At 72.5% G+C, this 14,586-nt stretch carries 11 protein-coding genes; 5 read left to right on the top strand and 6 right to left on the bottom strand.

What is annotated here, in order from left to right; all coding sequences use genetic code 11:
• Nucleotides 1-33: 33 nt before the first annotated feature.
• Nucleotides 34-1,038, bottom strand: a complete 1,005-nt coding sequence (locus tag ACZ7EG_RS01595; RefSeq protein WP_471070618.1) for a zinc-dependent alcohol dehydrogenase — start codon at nt 1,036-1,038, stop codon at nt 34-36.
• Nucleotides 1,035-2,198 carry a mandelate racemase/muconate lactonizing enzyme family protein gene (locus ACZ7EG_RS01590; protein WP_471070615.1) on the bottom strand — a complete coding sequence of 388 codons (1,164 nt, stop codon included), beginning with the start codon at nt 2,196-2,198 and terminating at the stop codon, nt 1,035-1,037. Before ACZ7EG_RS01590 ends, ACZ7EG_RS01595 begins: the two co-directional genes overlap by 4 nt.
• Nucleotides 2,199-2,466: 268 nt before the next feature.
• Between ACZ7EG_RS01590 and ACZ7EG_RS01585 the strand changes: the two genes are divergently transcribed.
• A complete protein-coding gene (locus tag ACZ7EG_RS01585) occupies nt 2,467-3,441 on the top strand; it encodes an SCO2400 family protein (protein ID WP_471070613.1) in 975 nt (324 codons plus the stop codon).
• Between the two features lie 175 nt (nt 3,442-3,616).
• On the opposite strand, the gene ACZ7EG_RS01580 is transcribed toward ACZ7EG_RS01585, so the two are convergent.
• Nucleotides 3,617-4,066: a MarR family winged helix-turn-helix transcriptional regulator gene (locus tag ACZ7EG_RS01580; protein WP_471070611.1), complete on the bottom strand. Its 450-nt coding sequence runs from the start codon at nt 4,064-4,066 to the stop codon at nt 3,617-3,619.
• 96 nt (nt 4,067-4,162) lie between these two features.
• Here ACZ7EG_RS01580 and ACZ7EG_RS01575 point away from each other — a divergent pair, with 96 nt between their 5' ends.
• Nucleotides 4,163-5,185 carry an NADP-dependent oxidoreductase gene (locus ACZ7EG_RS01575; RefSeq protein ID WP_471070609.1) on the top strand — a complete coding sequence of 341 codons (1,023 nt, stop codon included), beginning with the start codon at nt 4,163-4,165 and terminating at the stop codon, nt 5,183-5,185.
• Nucleotides 5,186-5,334: 149 nt separating this feature from the next.
• Here ACZ7EG_RS01575 and ACZ7EG_RS01570 read toward each other — a convergent pair whose 3' ends face one another.
• Nucleotides 5,335-6,480 carry a serine hydrolase domain-containing protein gene (locus tag ACZ7EG_RS01570; RefSeq protein WP_471070607.1) on the bottom strand — a complete coding sequence of 382 codons (1,146 nt, stop codon included), beginning with the start codon at nt 6,478-6,480 and terminating at the stop codon, nt 5,335-5,337.
• Nucleotides 6,477-9,044 (bottom strand): M14 family zinc carboxypeptidase, encoded by a 2,568-nt coding sequence (locus ACZ7EG_RS01565; RefSeq protein ID WP_471070605.1) that lies wholly within the window; start codon nt 9,042-9,044, stop codon nt 6,477-6,479. The genes ACZ7EG_RS01570 and ACZ7EG_RS01565 overlap by 4 nt, the downstream gene beginning before the upstream one ends.
• 198 nt (nt 9,045-9,242) lie before the next feature.
• Between ACZ7EG_RS01565 and ACZ7EG_RS01560 the strand changes: the two genes are divergently transcribed.
• Complete coding sequence (locus ACZ7EG_RS01560) at nt 9,243-10,079, top strand: EI24 domain-containing protein (protein ID WP_471070603.1); 837 nt, start codon at nt 9,243-9,245, stop codon at nt 10,077-10,079.
• Here the strand turns inward: ACZ7EG_RS01560 and ACZ7EG_RS01555 are convergent.
• Complete coding sequence (locus tag ACZ7EG_RS01555) at nt 10,030-11,262, bottom strand: pyroglutamyl-peptidase I (RefSeq protein WP_471070600.1); 1,233 nt, start codon at nt 11,260-11,262, stop codon at nt 10,030-10,032. The genes ACZ7EG_RS01560 and ACZ7EG_RS01555 overlap by 50 nt on opposite strands.
• Before the next feature lie 107 nt (nt 11,263-11,369).
• Here ACZ7EG_RS01555 and ACZ7EG_RS01550 point away from each other — a divergent pair, with 107 nt between their 5' ends.
• Nucleotides 11,370-11,717 (top strand): RidA family protein, encoded by a 348-nt coding sequence (locus tag ACZ7EG_RS01550; protein WP_471070598.1) that lies wholly within the window; start codon nt 11,370-11,372, stop codon nt 11,715-11,717.
• Between the two features lie 370 nt (nt 11,718-12,087).
• Nucleotides 12,088-14,520 (top strand): glycoside hydrolase family 3 protein, encoded by a 2,433-nt coding sequence (locus ACZ7EG_RS01545; RefSeq protein ID WP_471072423.1) that lies wholly within the window; start codon nt 12,088-12,090, stop codon nt 14,518-14,520.
• The last annotated feature ends 66 nt before the right edge of the window (nt 14,521-14,586 follow it).

Raw genomic sequence — 14,586 nt, 5'->3', positions numbered from 1 at the left:
GAGCCGTCAGGTTGCTCCCGTACCGGCGTACGTCTAGGGGCGGAGCAGGACCTTGCCCACCTTCGGATCGCCGGCCCCGACCAGCTCGATGGCCTGCGAGAACTCGGTGAGCGGCAGCTCGTGCGTCACCAGCGGCAGCGGATCGAGCAGACCGGCGGCGAACACCCGCACCGTGTGCGCCCAGGCGTCCGGCGGCGCACCGAAGACGGTGTGCACCTCCAGCTGCTTCACGACGAGGTCGGTCGGGTCGAGGCCCTCGGCGCCCGGCGCCGGGATGCCGGTCAGGACCAGCCGCCCGCCGCGCCTGAGCAGACCGGCGGAGATCCGGGCGGCGTCGGCGGACCCGGCCGTCTCGATCACCACGTCGATGTCGTCCGGGAGTTCCTGGTCCTTGGTCCGGAAGTCCGTCGCGCCGTACTGACGCGACAGCGTCTCACGGTCCCGGCGGGTGCCGACCACCAGCAGCTCGGCCGGCGAGTTGGCCTTCAGGAACTGCACGGCGAACATGCCGAGGGTGCCGGTGCCGACCACGGCGACGCGCTCACCGGGCTGCGCGTTGCCCTTCAGCGCGGCGGCCGCGATACAGGCGGCGGGTTCCAGGAGGGCCGCGGCCGTGAGGTCGCAGTCGTCCGGGAGGGCGTGCAGGAGGCGGGCCGGGAGGGTCAGCGTGGCCGCCATCGCGCCGGGCTGGGTGAACCCGGTCTCCTCGTACCCGGCACTGCACAGGGTCGTGTCGCCCGCGTGGCAGCGGTCGCAGACCTGACAGTTTCGAAAGCCCTCGCCGACGACCTTGCGGCCCACGAGCGAGGCCGGGACACCGGCGCCCACGGCCTCCACCGTCCCGGACCACTCGTGGCCCGGGGTCAGCGGGTAGCGCACATAGCCCTCGGGACGATTGCCCTGGTAGACCTCGCGGTCGCTGCCGCAGATTCCGGCGGCGTGCACCCGGACCAGGGCCTCGCCGGCCTCCGGCCGCCGGGGCTCGTGCGGGACGAGGCGGTGCTCGCCCGGGGCGTCGACGACGACCGCGGTGCTCACTGGGAGCCCTTCGGCTTGCGCTGTTCCCAGCCCTCCGCCCAGAGGTCGAACCGGGCCTGCTGCTGCGGGAACTCGGCAGCGGCGTCGACGTCCAGCTCCACACCCAGGCCCGGGGCGTCGGAGAGGTGGAAGCAGCCGTCCTCCGGGTTCACCTGCGGAGCGCCCTTGACCACCTTCTTGATCTCCGCGTCGGCGAAGTCGTTGAAGTGCTCAAGGATCTTGAAGTTCGGGGAGGTGAAGCCGACCTGGAGGGACGCGGCGGTCAGCACCGAACCGCCCACGTTGTGCGGAGCGACCAGCATGTAGTGCGTCTCGGCGGTCGCCGCGAGCTTCCGGGTCTCCCAGATTCCGCCGATGTGGCCGACGTCCGGCTGGATGACGTCGACGGCCTGGCTCTCGAACAGCTCCCGGAACTCGATCCGGTCGTGGATGCGCTCACCGGTGGCGACCGGCATGTCGACCTTGGCGGCGACCTTCTCCAGCGCCTTGAGGTTCTCCGGCGGGACCGGCTCCTCCAGCCACGCCGGCTTGAACGGCGCCAGCTCCTTGGCCAGGCGCACGGCGGTGGCGGGGGAGAAGCGGCCGTGCATCTCCAGCATCAGCTCGGCCTCGGGGCCGATGGCGTCGCGGACGGCCTCGATCAGGGAGACCGCGTACAGGGTCTGCTGGTGGTCCAGCTCGAAGTGGCCGGTGCCGAAGGGGTCGATCTTCAGCGCCCGGTAGCCGCGCTCCATCACGCCCTGGGCGGCCTTGTGGTAGGCCTCCGGGGTGCGCTCGGTGGTGTACCAGCCGTTGGCGTACGCCTTGACCTTGTCGGTGACCTTGCCGCCCAGCAGCTGCCAGACGGGGACGCCGAGGGCCTTGCCCTTGATGTCCCAGCAGGCCATCTCGATCACGGCGATGCCGGACATGACGATCTCGCCCGCACGGCCGTAGTCGCCGTACTTCATGCGCTTGACGAGGTCCTCGACGGCGAAGGGGTCGGAGCCGAGGATGTGATTGGCCTCGGCCTCCCTCAGGTAGCCGAGAAGGGCGTCGGTGTGTCCCAGCATCCGGGTCTCGCCGACTCCGGTGATCCCCTCGTCGGTGTGCACCTGGACGTAGGTCAGGTTGCGCCACGGCGTCCCGACCACGTGTGTGCTGATTCCGGTGATGCGCACGGCGGTTGTCCCTCGCAGCTTCGTCGGCTCGTTCTGTCAGTTTGTTCCGTCAGCGTCCCGTTCGCGTTCCGGCAGCTCGGCTTGTTCGAGATTTCGTCACACGTTCGAAATGCTGGCGTGACAGTAAGGATCGAGCGGTGGGGGTGTCAATGGGTCGCGCGCATAACGGTTTCGACAGTTTCGAAACCCGGGAGCGAGCGTGTCCCTACAGAACCTTCACAGCCGGCTCTAGGAACCTGACCGGCGCGGAACTTAATCTTCCCGCGTCATGGACTACTGCGACCCGTGCCGACGGCACCTCAACGGCGCCCTCGCCTGCCCCGGGTGCGGCACCTCGGCCGACACACTGCGTCGGCGCGACCCCGTGTACGGCGGATACGACGCCACCGCGTCGGGGCACGTCGGCGACCTGCCGGAGGGATCGCGGGGATCGCACGAGTCGCACGCCCCCGACGACGGACACGACGACACGTACGGCGGCGCGTACGGCGATGACGACGGCGGCGCGTACGGCGGCGCGTACGGCGATGACGACGGCGGCGCGTACGGCGGCGCGTACGGCGATGACGACAGCGACACGTACGGCGACACGTACAGCGATGACGACGGCGACACGTACGGCGATGACGACAGCGACACGTACGGCGATGACGACGGCGAGCGTGCGGGGCGCGCGGCGCGACGGCGCGGACGCGGGCGCGGCCCGGCCCCCGACGGTCCGGGAGGGTCGAGCCGACGGGACCGCAAGGCCGCGGCACACCGCCGCCGACGCCGCCGCACCCTGTTCGTGGCCGCCGGGTTCGTGCTGGCGGCCGGCGGCCTGAGTCTCGCCGAACTCGGCATGGACGCCCCCGGCTCGAAACCGAAACCGGCCGCGGCCGGTGGCGAGTCGGCCGACGGGGACGCCTCACCCGAGGCGGGGGAGCCGGGCAGCGTTCCGGGCGGCAAGAGAGCCCGGACCGACGACTCGACAGGCTCCGCCTCACCGAAGCCGTCTGACACGCCGTCCGCTTCGGCATCCCCGAAGGACGAGAGCTCAAAGTCCCCGAAGGGCGGCGAACCGTCGAAGGACCCCGAGTCGGCGGCCGGAGGTGCCCCCAGCGGCCCGGCGTCCGCTCCTACGGCCGCCCCGCCGACCTCGGGCCCGGGCCCCGCCCCGACTTCGGATCCGACCACCCGGCCCCCGGAACCGGAGCCGTCCGCCTCCGAGCCGTGCAAACGGTTCCTCTGGTGGTGCACGTAGCGTCCGCCGGGCCGGTTACGCCGAGGGGTCACCGGCGTGAGCGCGTCGGCCATGTTCCTCGAACACGCCGCCGTACGCGACCCTGAGCCGCACCCTCCCATGACGGCGGCGCCCCGGCCTCAGGGGGTCTGTCACTTGCCCGCTCAGGTCCGGGCGCTCAGGGTGAAAGGACCCCTCAGCCCAGCATTCGCCGCAGCGTGTCCCGCAACGCCACCCGCTCCTGCTCGGAGAGCCCGGCCAGGGGCTCCCGGGCGAACCGCAGTGACTCCCGCAGGCTCCGGGCCACCCGGCGCCCCTCCGCCGTCGCCGCCGCCACCTTCACCCGGCGGTCGGCGGGGTTCGGCTGCCGCTCGACCAGCCCCCGCGCCTCCAGCCGGTCCACGATCCCCGTGACGTTCGACGGCTCGCACTTCAGCTGCTGCGCCAGCCTCCGCATCGGCAGCGGCTCGAGACACAGCAGGCTGAGCAGCCGCGCCTGCGCGCCGGTGAGGGCGTGCTCCGCCGCCGCCGACTCGTAGTCCTCGTGGAAACGCGCCACGACCTCCCCGATCAGCTCGACGACGTCGAGAGTCAGCTGATCCGGGCGGGTGCCCGTCATTTCGGGCGTCGGTGTGGTGGAAGCCATGCCATCGAGGGTACCCCGTTATTTGACAACCTGAAATTTTCAGGAGCATGGTTGTTTCACGTACTGAAGCATCGAGCCAGTGAGGTAAGGCGCACCATGACCGACACCCCCGCCCTCCCCGCCGTCAGCCGCGAGTGGCACCTGGCGAGCCGTCCCGTCGGCTGGCCGAAGCCCGAGGACTTCGCCTTCGTCGAGGTGGACGTACCGCAGCCGGGTGAGGGGCAGGTCCTCGTCCGGAACAAGTACCTCTCCGTGGACCCGTACATGCGTGGCCGTATGAGCGACGCGAAGTCCTACGTCGCCCCCTTCGAGCTGGGCAAGGTCATGCAGGGCGGTGCCGTCGGCGAGGTCGTGGCGTCGAACGCCGAGGGGCTGTCCGTGGGCGATCACGTGCTGCACTTCTTCGGGTGGCGCGAGTACGCGGTCGTCGGCGCGAAGAACGCCGTCAAGGTGGATCCGGACGCCGCGCCGCTGTCGACGTACCTCGGTGTGCTGGGCATGACCGGCCTCACCGCCTACGCGGGCCTGCTGCGCACCGCCGCCTTCAAGGAGGGCGACACCGTGTTCGTGTCCGGCGCCGCCGGCGCAGTGGGCGGCCAGGTCGGACAGATCGCCAAGCTGAAGGGTGCCTCGCGGGTCATCGGCTCCGCCGGGTCGGACGAGAAGGTCAAGCTCCTCACGGAGGAGTACGGCTTCGACGCCGCCTTCAACTACAAGGACGGGCCCGTCGCGGAGCAGCTGCGCGCCGCCGCCCCCGACGGGATCGACGTCTACTTCGACAACGTCGGCGGTGACCACCTGGAGGCGGCCATCGGCTCCCTCAACCAGGGCGGCCGGATCGCCGTCTGCGGCATGATCTCCGTCTACAACAACACCGAGCCCGCCCCGGGCCCGAAGAACCTCGCCCGCCTGATCGCCACCCGCGGCCGTATCGAGGGCTTCCTGGTCGGGGACCACTACGACCTGCAGCCGCAGTTCGTGCAGGAGGTCGCGCCCTGGGTCGCCTCCGGCGAACTGAAGTACCGCGAGACCGTCGTCGAGGGCATCGAGAACAACCTGGAGGCCTTCCTGGGTGTTCTGCGCGGCGACAACACCGGGAAGATGATCGTCAAGCTCTGACGCCCACTGATCGGGAAGGCCCACGAGGTCTGCCCGCACTCGAAGGCGACCCGCGACACCATCACCGTGACGCCGGTCGGACGACAGTCGTTGCACACGCGGAGGCCGCACCCTTGGACGTGGGGTGCGGCCTCCGCCCGTGCCCGGGCTCAGAGGGCGAGGGCCGCCGTGTGGACCGCCCGTGCCAGCCGGCCGTTCTCCGGGGCCGCCCCGCCGGGGAAGGCGAACCGGCGGCGCGTGTAGCCGTAGGCGAGGCCGCTCCACGGGTCCGCGAAGGCCTGGGAGCCGCCCGCGCCGCTGTGCCCGATCGTCCCGGCACCGAGGAACGGGTGCCACGTGTCAGCCGTCATCTGGAAGCCGAGCCCGTACGACTTGTGGGCCCGGGCCACCAGGTCGTAGCCGGCCGAGTGGGACTGCCCGAACTCCGCCACGGTGTCCGGCTTCAGCAGCGCCGGCTGTTCGCCCACCCCGCTGATCGCCGCCGCGTACAGCCCCGCGAGGCCCCGCGCGGAGGCCACCCCGCCCACCGACGCCGGGCCCTTCGCCCGGATCAGCGGCATGTTGGGAAGCGAGACGAGGTCGGTCGGCTCCGCCGCGTTGCCGTTGAACGCGATCGAGGCCAGCGTGTGCGGGCCCGTGGGCGTGGCGTCCAGCACGGCCTGCTGCTCGGGGGTCGGGTCCATCGGCTGGGTGGTGCGAAAGCGCGGTTCCTCGGGCGCGGGCAGTCCCAGGTGGAGATCCAGCCCGTACGGGATCCTGATCCGTTCCTGGTAGACCTCCTGGAGGGTGCGGCCGGTCGCGCGGCGTACGACCTCGCCGGCCAGGGCGCCGGCGACCAGGGCGTGATAACCGAACGCAGTGCCGGGGCGCCAGAACGGCCGCTGGTCGGCGAGGCGTTCCGCGAGCTGGCGGTCGTCGGCCAGCTCCGCGAGCGTGAAGCCGGTGTCCGTACCGACCACGCCCGCCCGGTGCGCCAGCAGATCCCGCAACGTCAGGGTGCCCTTGCCCTCGGCCGCGAACTCCGGCCAGTAGTACGTCACCTTGCGGTCCAGTTCGAGCGTGCCGTCCTGGACGAGCAGGGCCACGACCAGGTAGGCGGCGCCCTTGGTGGACGAGAACACACCGTAAAGGGCGTCGGCGTCGGTCCCCGCCCACAGGTCGACGACCTTCCGGCCGCGGACGTAGGCGCACAGCTGCCCCTCGTAGTCGGCCCGCTCCCCGGCGACGAACGCGGTGAACTCCTCGCGCACCGCCTCGAAGCCGTCCGCCACGCTGCCGTGGATCTCCTGCGTCATCCGCTCTCCTTGACTGAAGCGCTGTGTGCCACTGTGAACAATGCCCTTGCCACCTGCGGGAACTCCCCCTTGGGGTGGTCCCGGAAGAGTGGCTCGGTGCCGAACAGGACCGTGTGGCCCCCGCTCACGATCGAGGCCTGCCCGGCGGCGGCTGCGGGACCGCCGGAGCCGTCCCGCAGCGGCCGCCAGTGCCCGGAGACCAGCGGGTTCCCGGTCGCGTAGGACTGCTCCACGCGGACACCGGGGCCCGGGTCGGTGAACCAGAGCGGGGCGTAGACGAAGCCGCGGGCCGGTGCGTCACGTGTGATGCCGCCGGAATTGCGCAATCGCACCACGCCGTTCGCGTCCGCGTTGCCCTCCACCGGCTTGACCGCCAGCCGCCCCGCCGCCGCGTTCAGGGCCGCTCCCGCGGCGCCCCGGCCGACCAGGCCGTGCCCGTCCAGGAAGGCGTCCAGGGCCCGCCGGGCGGGTTCGGTGAGGTCCGCGCGGTCCAGGCCGGCGGACACGAACAGCACGTCCGCGCCCGACCAGTCGAAGCCCGCGTTCAGCACGGCCGTCGAGACCGGCGTGACGTCGAAGCCCATCTCCCGCAGGGCGAACAGCTCACCCGGCGTGACGGCGGCGGCGACGCGCAGGCGGTGGAGCGCTGCCGTGCCGGACCGCCGTGTGGCCGTGAAGGAGACGTCGTGGGTGCGGGCGGCCGTGCGCGCCTCGCGGCGGGCCGACGCCGGGACCACGGCGCTGCCGTCCGTCGCCCACCGGACCGGAACGCCCTGCCGGAGCAGGGAGTTGAGGGCGGCGATCTCGCGCGGATCGGTCAGGCGCAGCCGCAGGTCGCCGTGCGCGGGCACGTGCGCGACCGGTGCCGCCTCGCCGACCGGGCGCAGGGGCGCGCCCCGCAGGCTTCCCGACGGCACCCGCTCGACCGTGGCGCCCCACAGACTGCCCAGGCTCCAGCCGGAGATGTCGTACATCACCGAGACCTTGCCACTGATGTCCCGGCCGTCGGCCAGCAACGCGTTCGCCATGCCGCGCTTGGGCTGGTGCAGGTCGACGACGTACGAGCCCCGGGGGTGCGTCCGGCCGGCCAGCCGGAAGGCGCGGGTCGCGCGGCTGACGCGGACGTCGTTGGCCAGGAGGTGATCGACCAGGCGGGCGGCGGCGGGTCCCGGACGCCGGTCGCGGGCGTCGCCCGGCGGGATGACGTAGGCGCGCGGGAAGGTGGTCGTGTAGACGTCCTCAGGGCCGATGCCGGGAACGCCGGGGACCGTCTCCGGGGACACCGGCACCTGCGCGGCGCCCGCCGCGCCGCGCCGGAACACCTCGATCTGGTCGGTGATCAGGGTGCCACGGTGCTCGCGGACGTGGTTCAGCGTCGCGCGGATCGCCGCGCCCGCCACGGCCGTGTTGATCGCCGAGCGGCGGCGCAGCTCGGGGACGGGCAGCTCGTCGTACTCCTCGTTGTTCACCGCCAGCGGGATCTCCACCGTGTGGGCGGCCACCGTGCCGTGGAAGGCCGCGTACTGCGGGGTGAAGATCGGCGGCCAGTCGTCCCAGCCCTCCTCCTGGTCGCGGAAGGGGATCTGAGCCGCCTCCACGCCGTCCTCGGCGGGTGTGTAGCCGAGGGCGTTGACCGCGGACTCCATGCCGACGGCGTTCGCGTAGGTGTTCTTCAGGAAGAGGTCGTACTCGTAGTTCTCGCCGTGCGGGGGAGTGGTGGGCTCGATGAGGGTGCCGTTGACGTAGCCGTGCAGGTCGAGCAGGACGGCCGGCTGCGTGCCGAGCTCGATCTGCCGCATCGCCCGGGTCTCGGGCTGGGAGGCGGTGACGAAGTCGCGGTTGAGGTCGAAGCCGTTCGCGTTGGCGCGGGTACCGGCGATACGGCCGTCCGGGTTCGCCGTGATGTTGAAGTACAGGCGGCTGTGCGCGAGGAGGTCCCTGGTCCTGGCGTCCTTCGCCGTGGCGAGCTGCTCGATGACCTTCAGGGAGGCGTCCGTGCCCTCCCACTCGTTGCCGTGGATGTTGCTGTTGACGAAGACCGGCGCTTTGTAATCGCGGGTGATCTCACGGGACTCGGCCGCTGTGGCGGGCGCGTTCTCGATCAGCTCGCGCATGCGTTCCTGGGCGCGGGCCTGCCGGGCGGTCTCCGGGGCGGTGACGGTGACGAGGTAGAGGCGGTGGCCGCCGGCCGAGCGGCCCGTCACCTCCACGCTCACCCGGTCGCCGAGGCGCTGCAGGGCGTTCAGCTTCGGCGCGATCGCGTGGTACGGCGTGAGTCCCAGCTTCAGGGACTTGTCGCCGGGGTTCTCCGGTTCGGGGGAGAGGGCCAGGCGGCGGGGGTAGGAGCGGGTGGGGGCGGCGGTGGAGGCGTCCGCGGTCAACGCGCGTCGCGCCGCGCTCGCGGGAGCCTGTGCCGCCCGGTCGTCCACGGCGGAGCCCTCACGGGTGACGGGTAACGGGTCGGCGCCGGCCGCACCGGGGGCGAGCAGGAGCGAACCCGCCGCGGCGAGGGCCAGGGCGGCGATCAGTGCAGGTCTCGCAGGAACGCTTCTCTTGGTGCGCACGCGTACCTCCTCCTGGGGCTTCCTGAGATCGGTACGGCGAGGTGTACCGGTTCGACTCAACGGCAACAAGAGCGCGTTGGTGTCACCCGTGACCCGGATGGCTCCCACCGGCGCGTCCGGCCTGACCTGGGCGACCCGTGACAGCGGTGTGACCGGAGCGCGTCAAGAGCGCGACACGGGCCCGGATAGGGTTTCCCCATGCGCGATCTAGGGGCGGGTTTCCGGTATCTCCTGAAGGGCCAGCGATGGGTGGCCCGGCACGGCAGGCAGTACGGCTTCGGGCTGCTCCCGGGGCTGATCACCCTCGTTCTCTACGCGGCGGCGCTCGTCGCGCTGGCCCTGTGGGGCGAGGACCTCGTGGGCTGGGCCACGCCGTTCGCCGACGACTGGTCCAGCCCGTGGCTCGGACTCTTCCGCGGCTTCCTGACCGCCGTGCTGTTCGCCCTCGGCCTGCTCCTCTCCGTCGTGACCTTCACGGCGGTGACCCTGCTGATCGGGCAGCCCTTCTACGAGAACCTCTCAGAGAAGGTCGACCGGGACGTGTCCCCGGACGGGCACGCCCCCGAGTCGGGGCTGCCGCTCTGGCGCGAACTGTGGATCTCCGCCCGGGACAGCCTCCGGATCGTGGTGCGGGCCGCCCTGTGGGGGGTGCTGCTGTTCGCGTGCGGCTTCATTCCCGTGGTCGGGCAGACGGTCGTCCCGGTGATCGGGTTCTTCGTCACCGGGTTCTTCCTCACCGAGGAACTGACGGCCGTCGCCCTCCAGCGCCGCAGTGTGGAACTGCGCACCCGCCTCACCCTGCTGCGCTCCCGCAAGACCCTGGTCTGGGGCTTCGGCACGCCGCTCGCCGTGGCGTTCCTGGTGCCGTTCGTCGCGGTGTTCCTGATGCCGGGCGCCGTGGCGGGCGCCACCCTCATGGCCCGCGATGTGCTGGGCGAGGACATCCGTGAGGGTGGCGAAGACGGCGAGGAGGGCGACGGGGCCGCTACGACGCTTCCGCAGCCACCGTCAGGATGGTCCTCACCTGGGCGATGATGTCCAGCCGGTTGCGCACGAACTCCGCGTCGGTGATCTCGGTGGTGTTCCCGGTGCCGAACTGCAGTACCGGCGTGTGCACATGCCCGCCCGGCAGCGTGTCGTGCAGCCCGAGCCGGTCGCGCAGCAGGGTCGCCCGGTAGGCGATCTCGTTGGAGAGGTAGTCCCCGCCCCCGCCCGCGCGAGCGGTGGAGCCGGGCGTCGGCCCGTCGGGGCGTACGACGGGCTGGGAGCCGCCGGCCGGGATCTCGGTGACGCTCGTGTTGTCGTACACCGGGAAACGGCCGGTCTGCGCGGCGACGATCGCCGCGTGGGGCAGCGTGGTCGCCGTCCACTGCGGCTGCGAGGCCGGGTCGGAGACCGGCACGGTCTCGGTGCGGCCGACGGTGTCGTTGTCCGCGAAGCCGCCCCGCCAGGCCCCGTTGGTCCGCTCGATGTCGAACCGCCCGACCCGGCCCTGGCTCACCGTCGTGAACAGGTCGACCTTCGGCAGGTACGGCCGCAGGGTCCGCTCCACCGTGCCCTCGGTGAAGTCCTGCCAGCGCACCGGGAACACGGCCGTCTCGATCCGGGCCGGGCCGTCCGCCGTCTCGATCACCGTGCCGTCGAGGGCCAGCGCGGTGGCGCCGGACGGGTTGGAGATACGGATGTCCCGGTCCAGGGTGAACGGGTCGAAGCCGGTGAGCAGGATCCGCTTCAGGCTCTTGCCGTGCGGATACCGGATGGTGTTCTGGCCGCGCGAGGTGCGCTCCAGTTCGTCCAGCAGCGCGGCCCGCTGCCGGTCCGTGAGGCCGAACGCGGGCTCCCAGGTGCGTACTTCACGCGTCATGCCGAGCCGCGCCCAGTACAGGGGCCGGTCGTCGTCGCGGCTGAGGTCGCCGCCGGACGGGCCGCGCCCCTGGGCCCGGTCGACCGCGTGCTGCCACAGCCCCGCACCCTCGCGCGTCACCGCCCTGCGGGCCTGCCCGTAGGAGCGGGCCGAGTCGAGGGCCCGGGCCAACCGCGGGGCCAGGGTGTCGAATCCGGAGCGGCGCAGGATCTCCTGAGGGGCGGCCCGGTCGAGCCGCCGCTCCTCGACGGTGGGGGAGGGGGCGGCCGGGGCGGCGCCCGCCGCCGTGGGGGCGCTGAAGCCGGTCAGCAGGGCTAGGCCGAGGACGCCGAGGCGAACGCGTATGAGCTTCAAGGGTGTTCAGGCCTTCCGTCGCGGTGGGGGGGTCGGTGCCGGACGGCCGCAGTATCGCGTGGCGCGTGTGGCCACGCCATGGGTGGGCTCAGACGGGGATCTTCGCCGTGGCTTCCCGCACCGCGTCCAGGAAGGCCGAGGCCGCGGCCGTCAGGGACCGGCCGCGCGGGGCCGCCGCGTACACCGCCCGGGCCGGGGCGCCCTCGTCGAGGATCCGCAGCAGCGCGATGCCCGGGGCGTACGGACGCGGCTGCGAGGGCCGGTACGAGGGTCACGCCCAGCCCGGCTGCGACACCTACCTGACCGACATCTCCCGGCTGGACGAATACGGCGCCGTACGACGGCAGTTCCTCACCGGCACCCCGCCGACCAGCATGACCTTCGAGGCCGCCCGGCTCTTCCGCCCCGAGGCCCTCGTCGAGGTGGAGGTCGTCGCCGCCATGCCCGCTCGCTAGGCCAGCCGTCGTTCTCGTCGCTCTCGCCGAGCAGGGTCAGCAAGTCCCGGAACGCCGACGCCATGTCCACCGACTCCGGGTCCAGCAGCTGCTGGGTGAGCCCGACGCGTCCGGCGACGGCGGCCGGGCTCGCCCCCCGGTAGTCGCGCTCGGCGATCACCTCCGGAGCGGCCCGCACGGTGTCCGCGCGCCGTGCCCTCCTTTGCGGCTGAACCGCCGCCGCTCCCGCGCAGGTGGTTGCTCGACGCGTGGGTCGCCCAACTACTGGCTGCGGTCGCGAGTTCTTCGCATGCTGCCGAGGAAGGATGACGACATCGACATCGACATCGACTTCGACGAGGAGGCCGACGTGGCGGAGACGGCACAGGCGATGCGGGATGCGGCCCGCGAGGTCGCCGTCGAGGACGCCCTCGGCGCACTCGACCTGGACACCAAGGCGCGGCTGCTGGCAGGCCAGGACATATGGAGTCTGCCCGCGCTACCGGAGGCCGGTCTGGCCTCGCTGGTCATGTCCGACGGACCGATCGGGGTCCGCGGCGTGCACTGGAGCGCCGACGACCCGTCCGTCGCCCTGCCCTCCCCGACCGCCCTGGCCGCGACCTGGGACCCCGGCCTCGCCCTCCGGGCCGGCGTGCTGCTGGCCCAGGAGGCCCGCCGCAAGGGCGTCCACGTCCTGCTCGCCCCCACGGTCAACCTGCACCGCTCCCCGCTCGGCGGCCGCCACTTCGAGGCCTACAGCGAGGACCCGCACCTCACCGGACGCATCGGCGCCGCGTACGTCCGCGGCGTCCAGTCCGGCGGCGTCGGCACCACCGTCAAGCACTTCGTCGCCAACGACGCCGAGACCGACCGCCTCACCGTGAACAACCTGGTCGGCGAACGCGCCCTGCGCGAGCTGTACCTGGCCCCCTTCGAGGCGATCGTCGAGAACGCCCACCCCTGGGGCATCATGACCGCCTACAACTCGGTCAACGGCCCGACCATGACCGAGCACCACCACTTGGTCAACGAGGTCCTGCGCGGCGAGTGGGGCTTCGACGGCGTCAACGTCTCCGACTGGACCGCCGCCCGCTCCACCACCGGCGCCCTCGCCGGCGGCCTCGACATCGCCATGCCCGGCCCCGGCACCGTCTACGGCGAGGCCCTCGCCCGGGCCGTCCGGGACGGCGAGGCCGACGAGGCGCAGGTCGACGAGGCCGTCCGCCGCGTGCTGCGTCTGGCCGCCCGGGTCGGCCTCCTGGAGGGCGCCGAACCGGCCGTCACCGATCTGCCCGACAGCGTCGACGGCGAGGCGCTCGCCCGCGAGATCGCCCGCCGCTCCTTCGTCCTCGTCCGCAACGAGACCGGCGCGCTGCCGCTGAAGCCCGGCCGCATCGCCCTGATCGGCGGCGCCGCCCGCGACGCCCGCGCCCTCGGCGGCGGCTCCGCCACCGTCTTCCCCGCCCGGGTCGTCTCGCCGCTCGACGGCCTCACCGCCGCCCTCCCCGACGGCAGCCTCGGCTACGCCCTCGGCGCCGACCCGAACACCGAACTCCCCGTCGCAGAGCGGGATTTCGAGCTGCGCGCCGTCTGCCGGGACGCGGCCGGCCAGGTCATCGGCACGCGCTCGGCCCCCAGCGGCCACATCCAGTGGATGGGCGCGGACCTCCCCGAGGGCGTCACTCACGAAAACCTGCACAGCGTCGAACTGACCGGTACCTTCACCCCGCGCGAGAGCGGGACGCACACCTTCGGCATCAAGGGCCTCGGCCCTTTCAAGCTCGCTGTCGCAGGCACGACGTACTTCGACGACGTCCAGCGCCCCGCCGAGGACGGCGACCCCTTCGCGGCCTTCTTCGGCGCCCCGGTGCCCCGCGCCCGGCCCGCACTCACCGCGGGTGAACCGGTCGAGGTCTCCCTCACCCACACCGTTCCGCCGCTCGGCGACCACCCCATGCGGGTCATCGGCTTCACCCTCGCCCACCAGGACCCGCAGCGCGACCCCGACGACCTGATCGCCGAGGCCGCCGAGGCCGCCCGGGCCGCCGACACGGCCGTCGTCGTGGTCGCCACCACCGAGCGCGTCGAGTCCGAGGGCTTCGACCGCACCGACCTGCGCCTGCCCGGCCGCCAGGACGACCTGGTCCGCGCCGTCGCCGCCGCCAACCCCGACACCGTCGTGGTCGTCAACTCCGGCTCCCCGGTGGAACTGCCGTGGCGCGACGACGTCGCCGCCGTGCTCCTGTCCTGGTTCCCCGGCCAGGAGGGCGGCGCGGCCCTCGCGGACGTTCTCACCGGCGCCCACGAACCCGGCGGCCGCCTCCCCACCACCTGGGGCTCCCTCACCGACGCCCCGGTCACCCGGGTCGTCCCGGAGAACGGCGAACTGGCTTATGCGGAGGGCGTCTTCATCGGCTACCGCGCCTGGGAGAAGCACGGCCGCAGCCCCGCCTACCCCTTCGGCCACGGCCTTGGCTACACCGACTGGACCTACGACTGCGTCGAGGTGGAGGAGACCGCCGAGACGACCACCGCGAAGGTCCGCCTCCGCAACACCGGCGACCGCCCCGGCCGCGAGGTCGTCCAGCTCTACCTCGCCCCGGCCGACCCCGGCCCCACCCGCCCGGCACGCTGGCTGGCCGGCTTCACGAGCGTCGAGGCCGCACCCGGTGACAGCGCCGAGGCCACCGTGGAACTGCCGCGCCGCGCCTTCGAGATCTGGGACGAGGCGACCGGCTCGTGGTCGCTTGTGAAGGGTTCGTACGAGATCGAGGTCGGACGCTCGATCGCGGACCGCAGGCTCACCGCGACGATTAACGTCTGATCCGGGACAAGTTCCCCACCGAGCAGCCCCGGTCCGGTCCCTGACCTCCGGACCGGGGCTCATGGA

The organism is Streptomyces sp. NPDC037100, from assembly GCF_055606225.1.
This window is presented reverse-complemented; position numbering and strand designations above follow the sequence as displayed.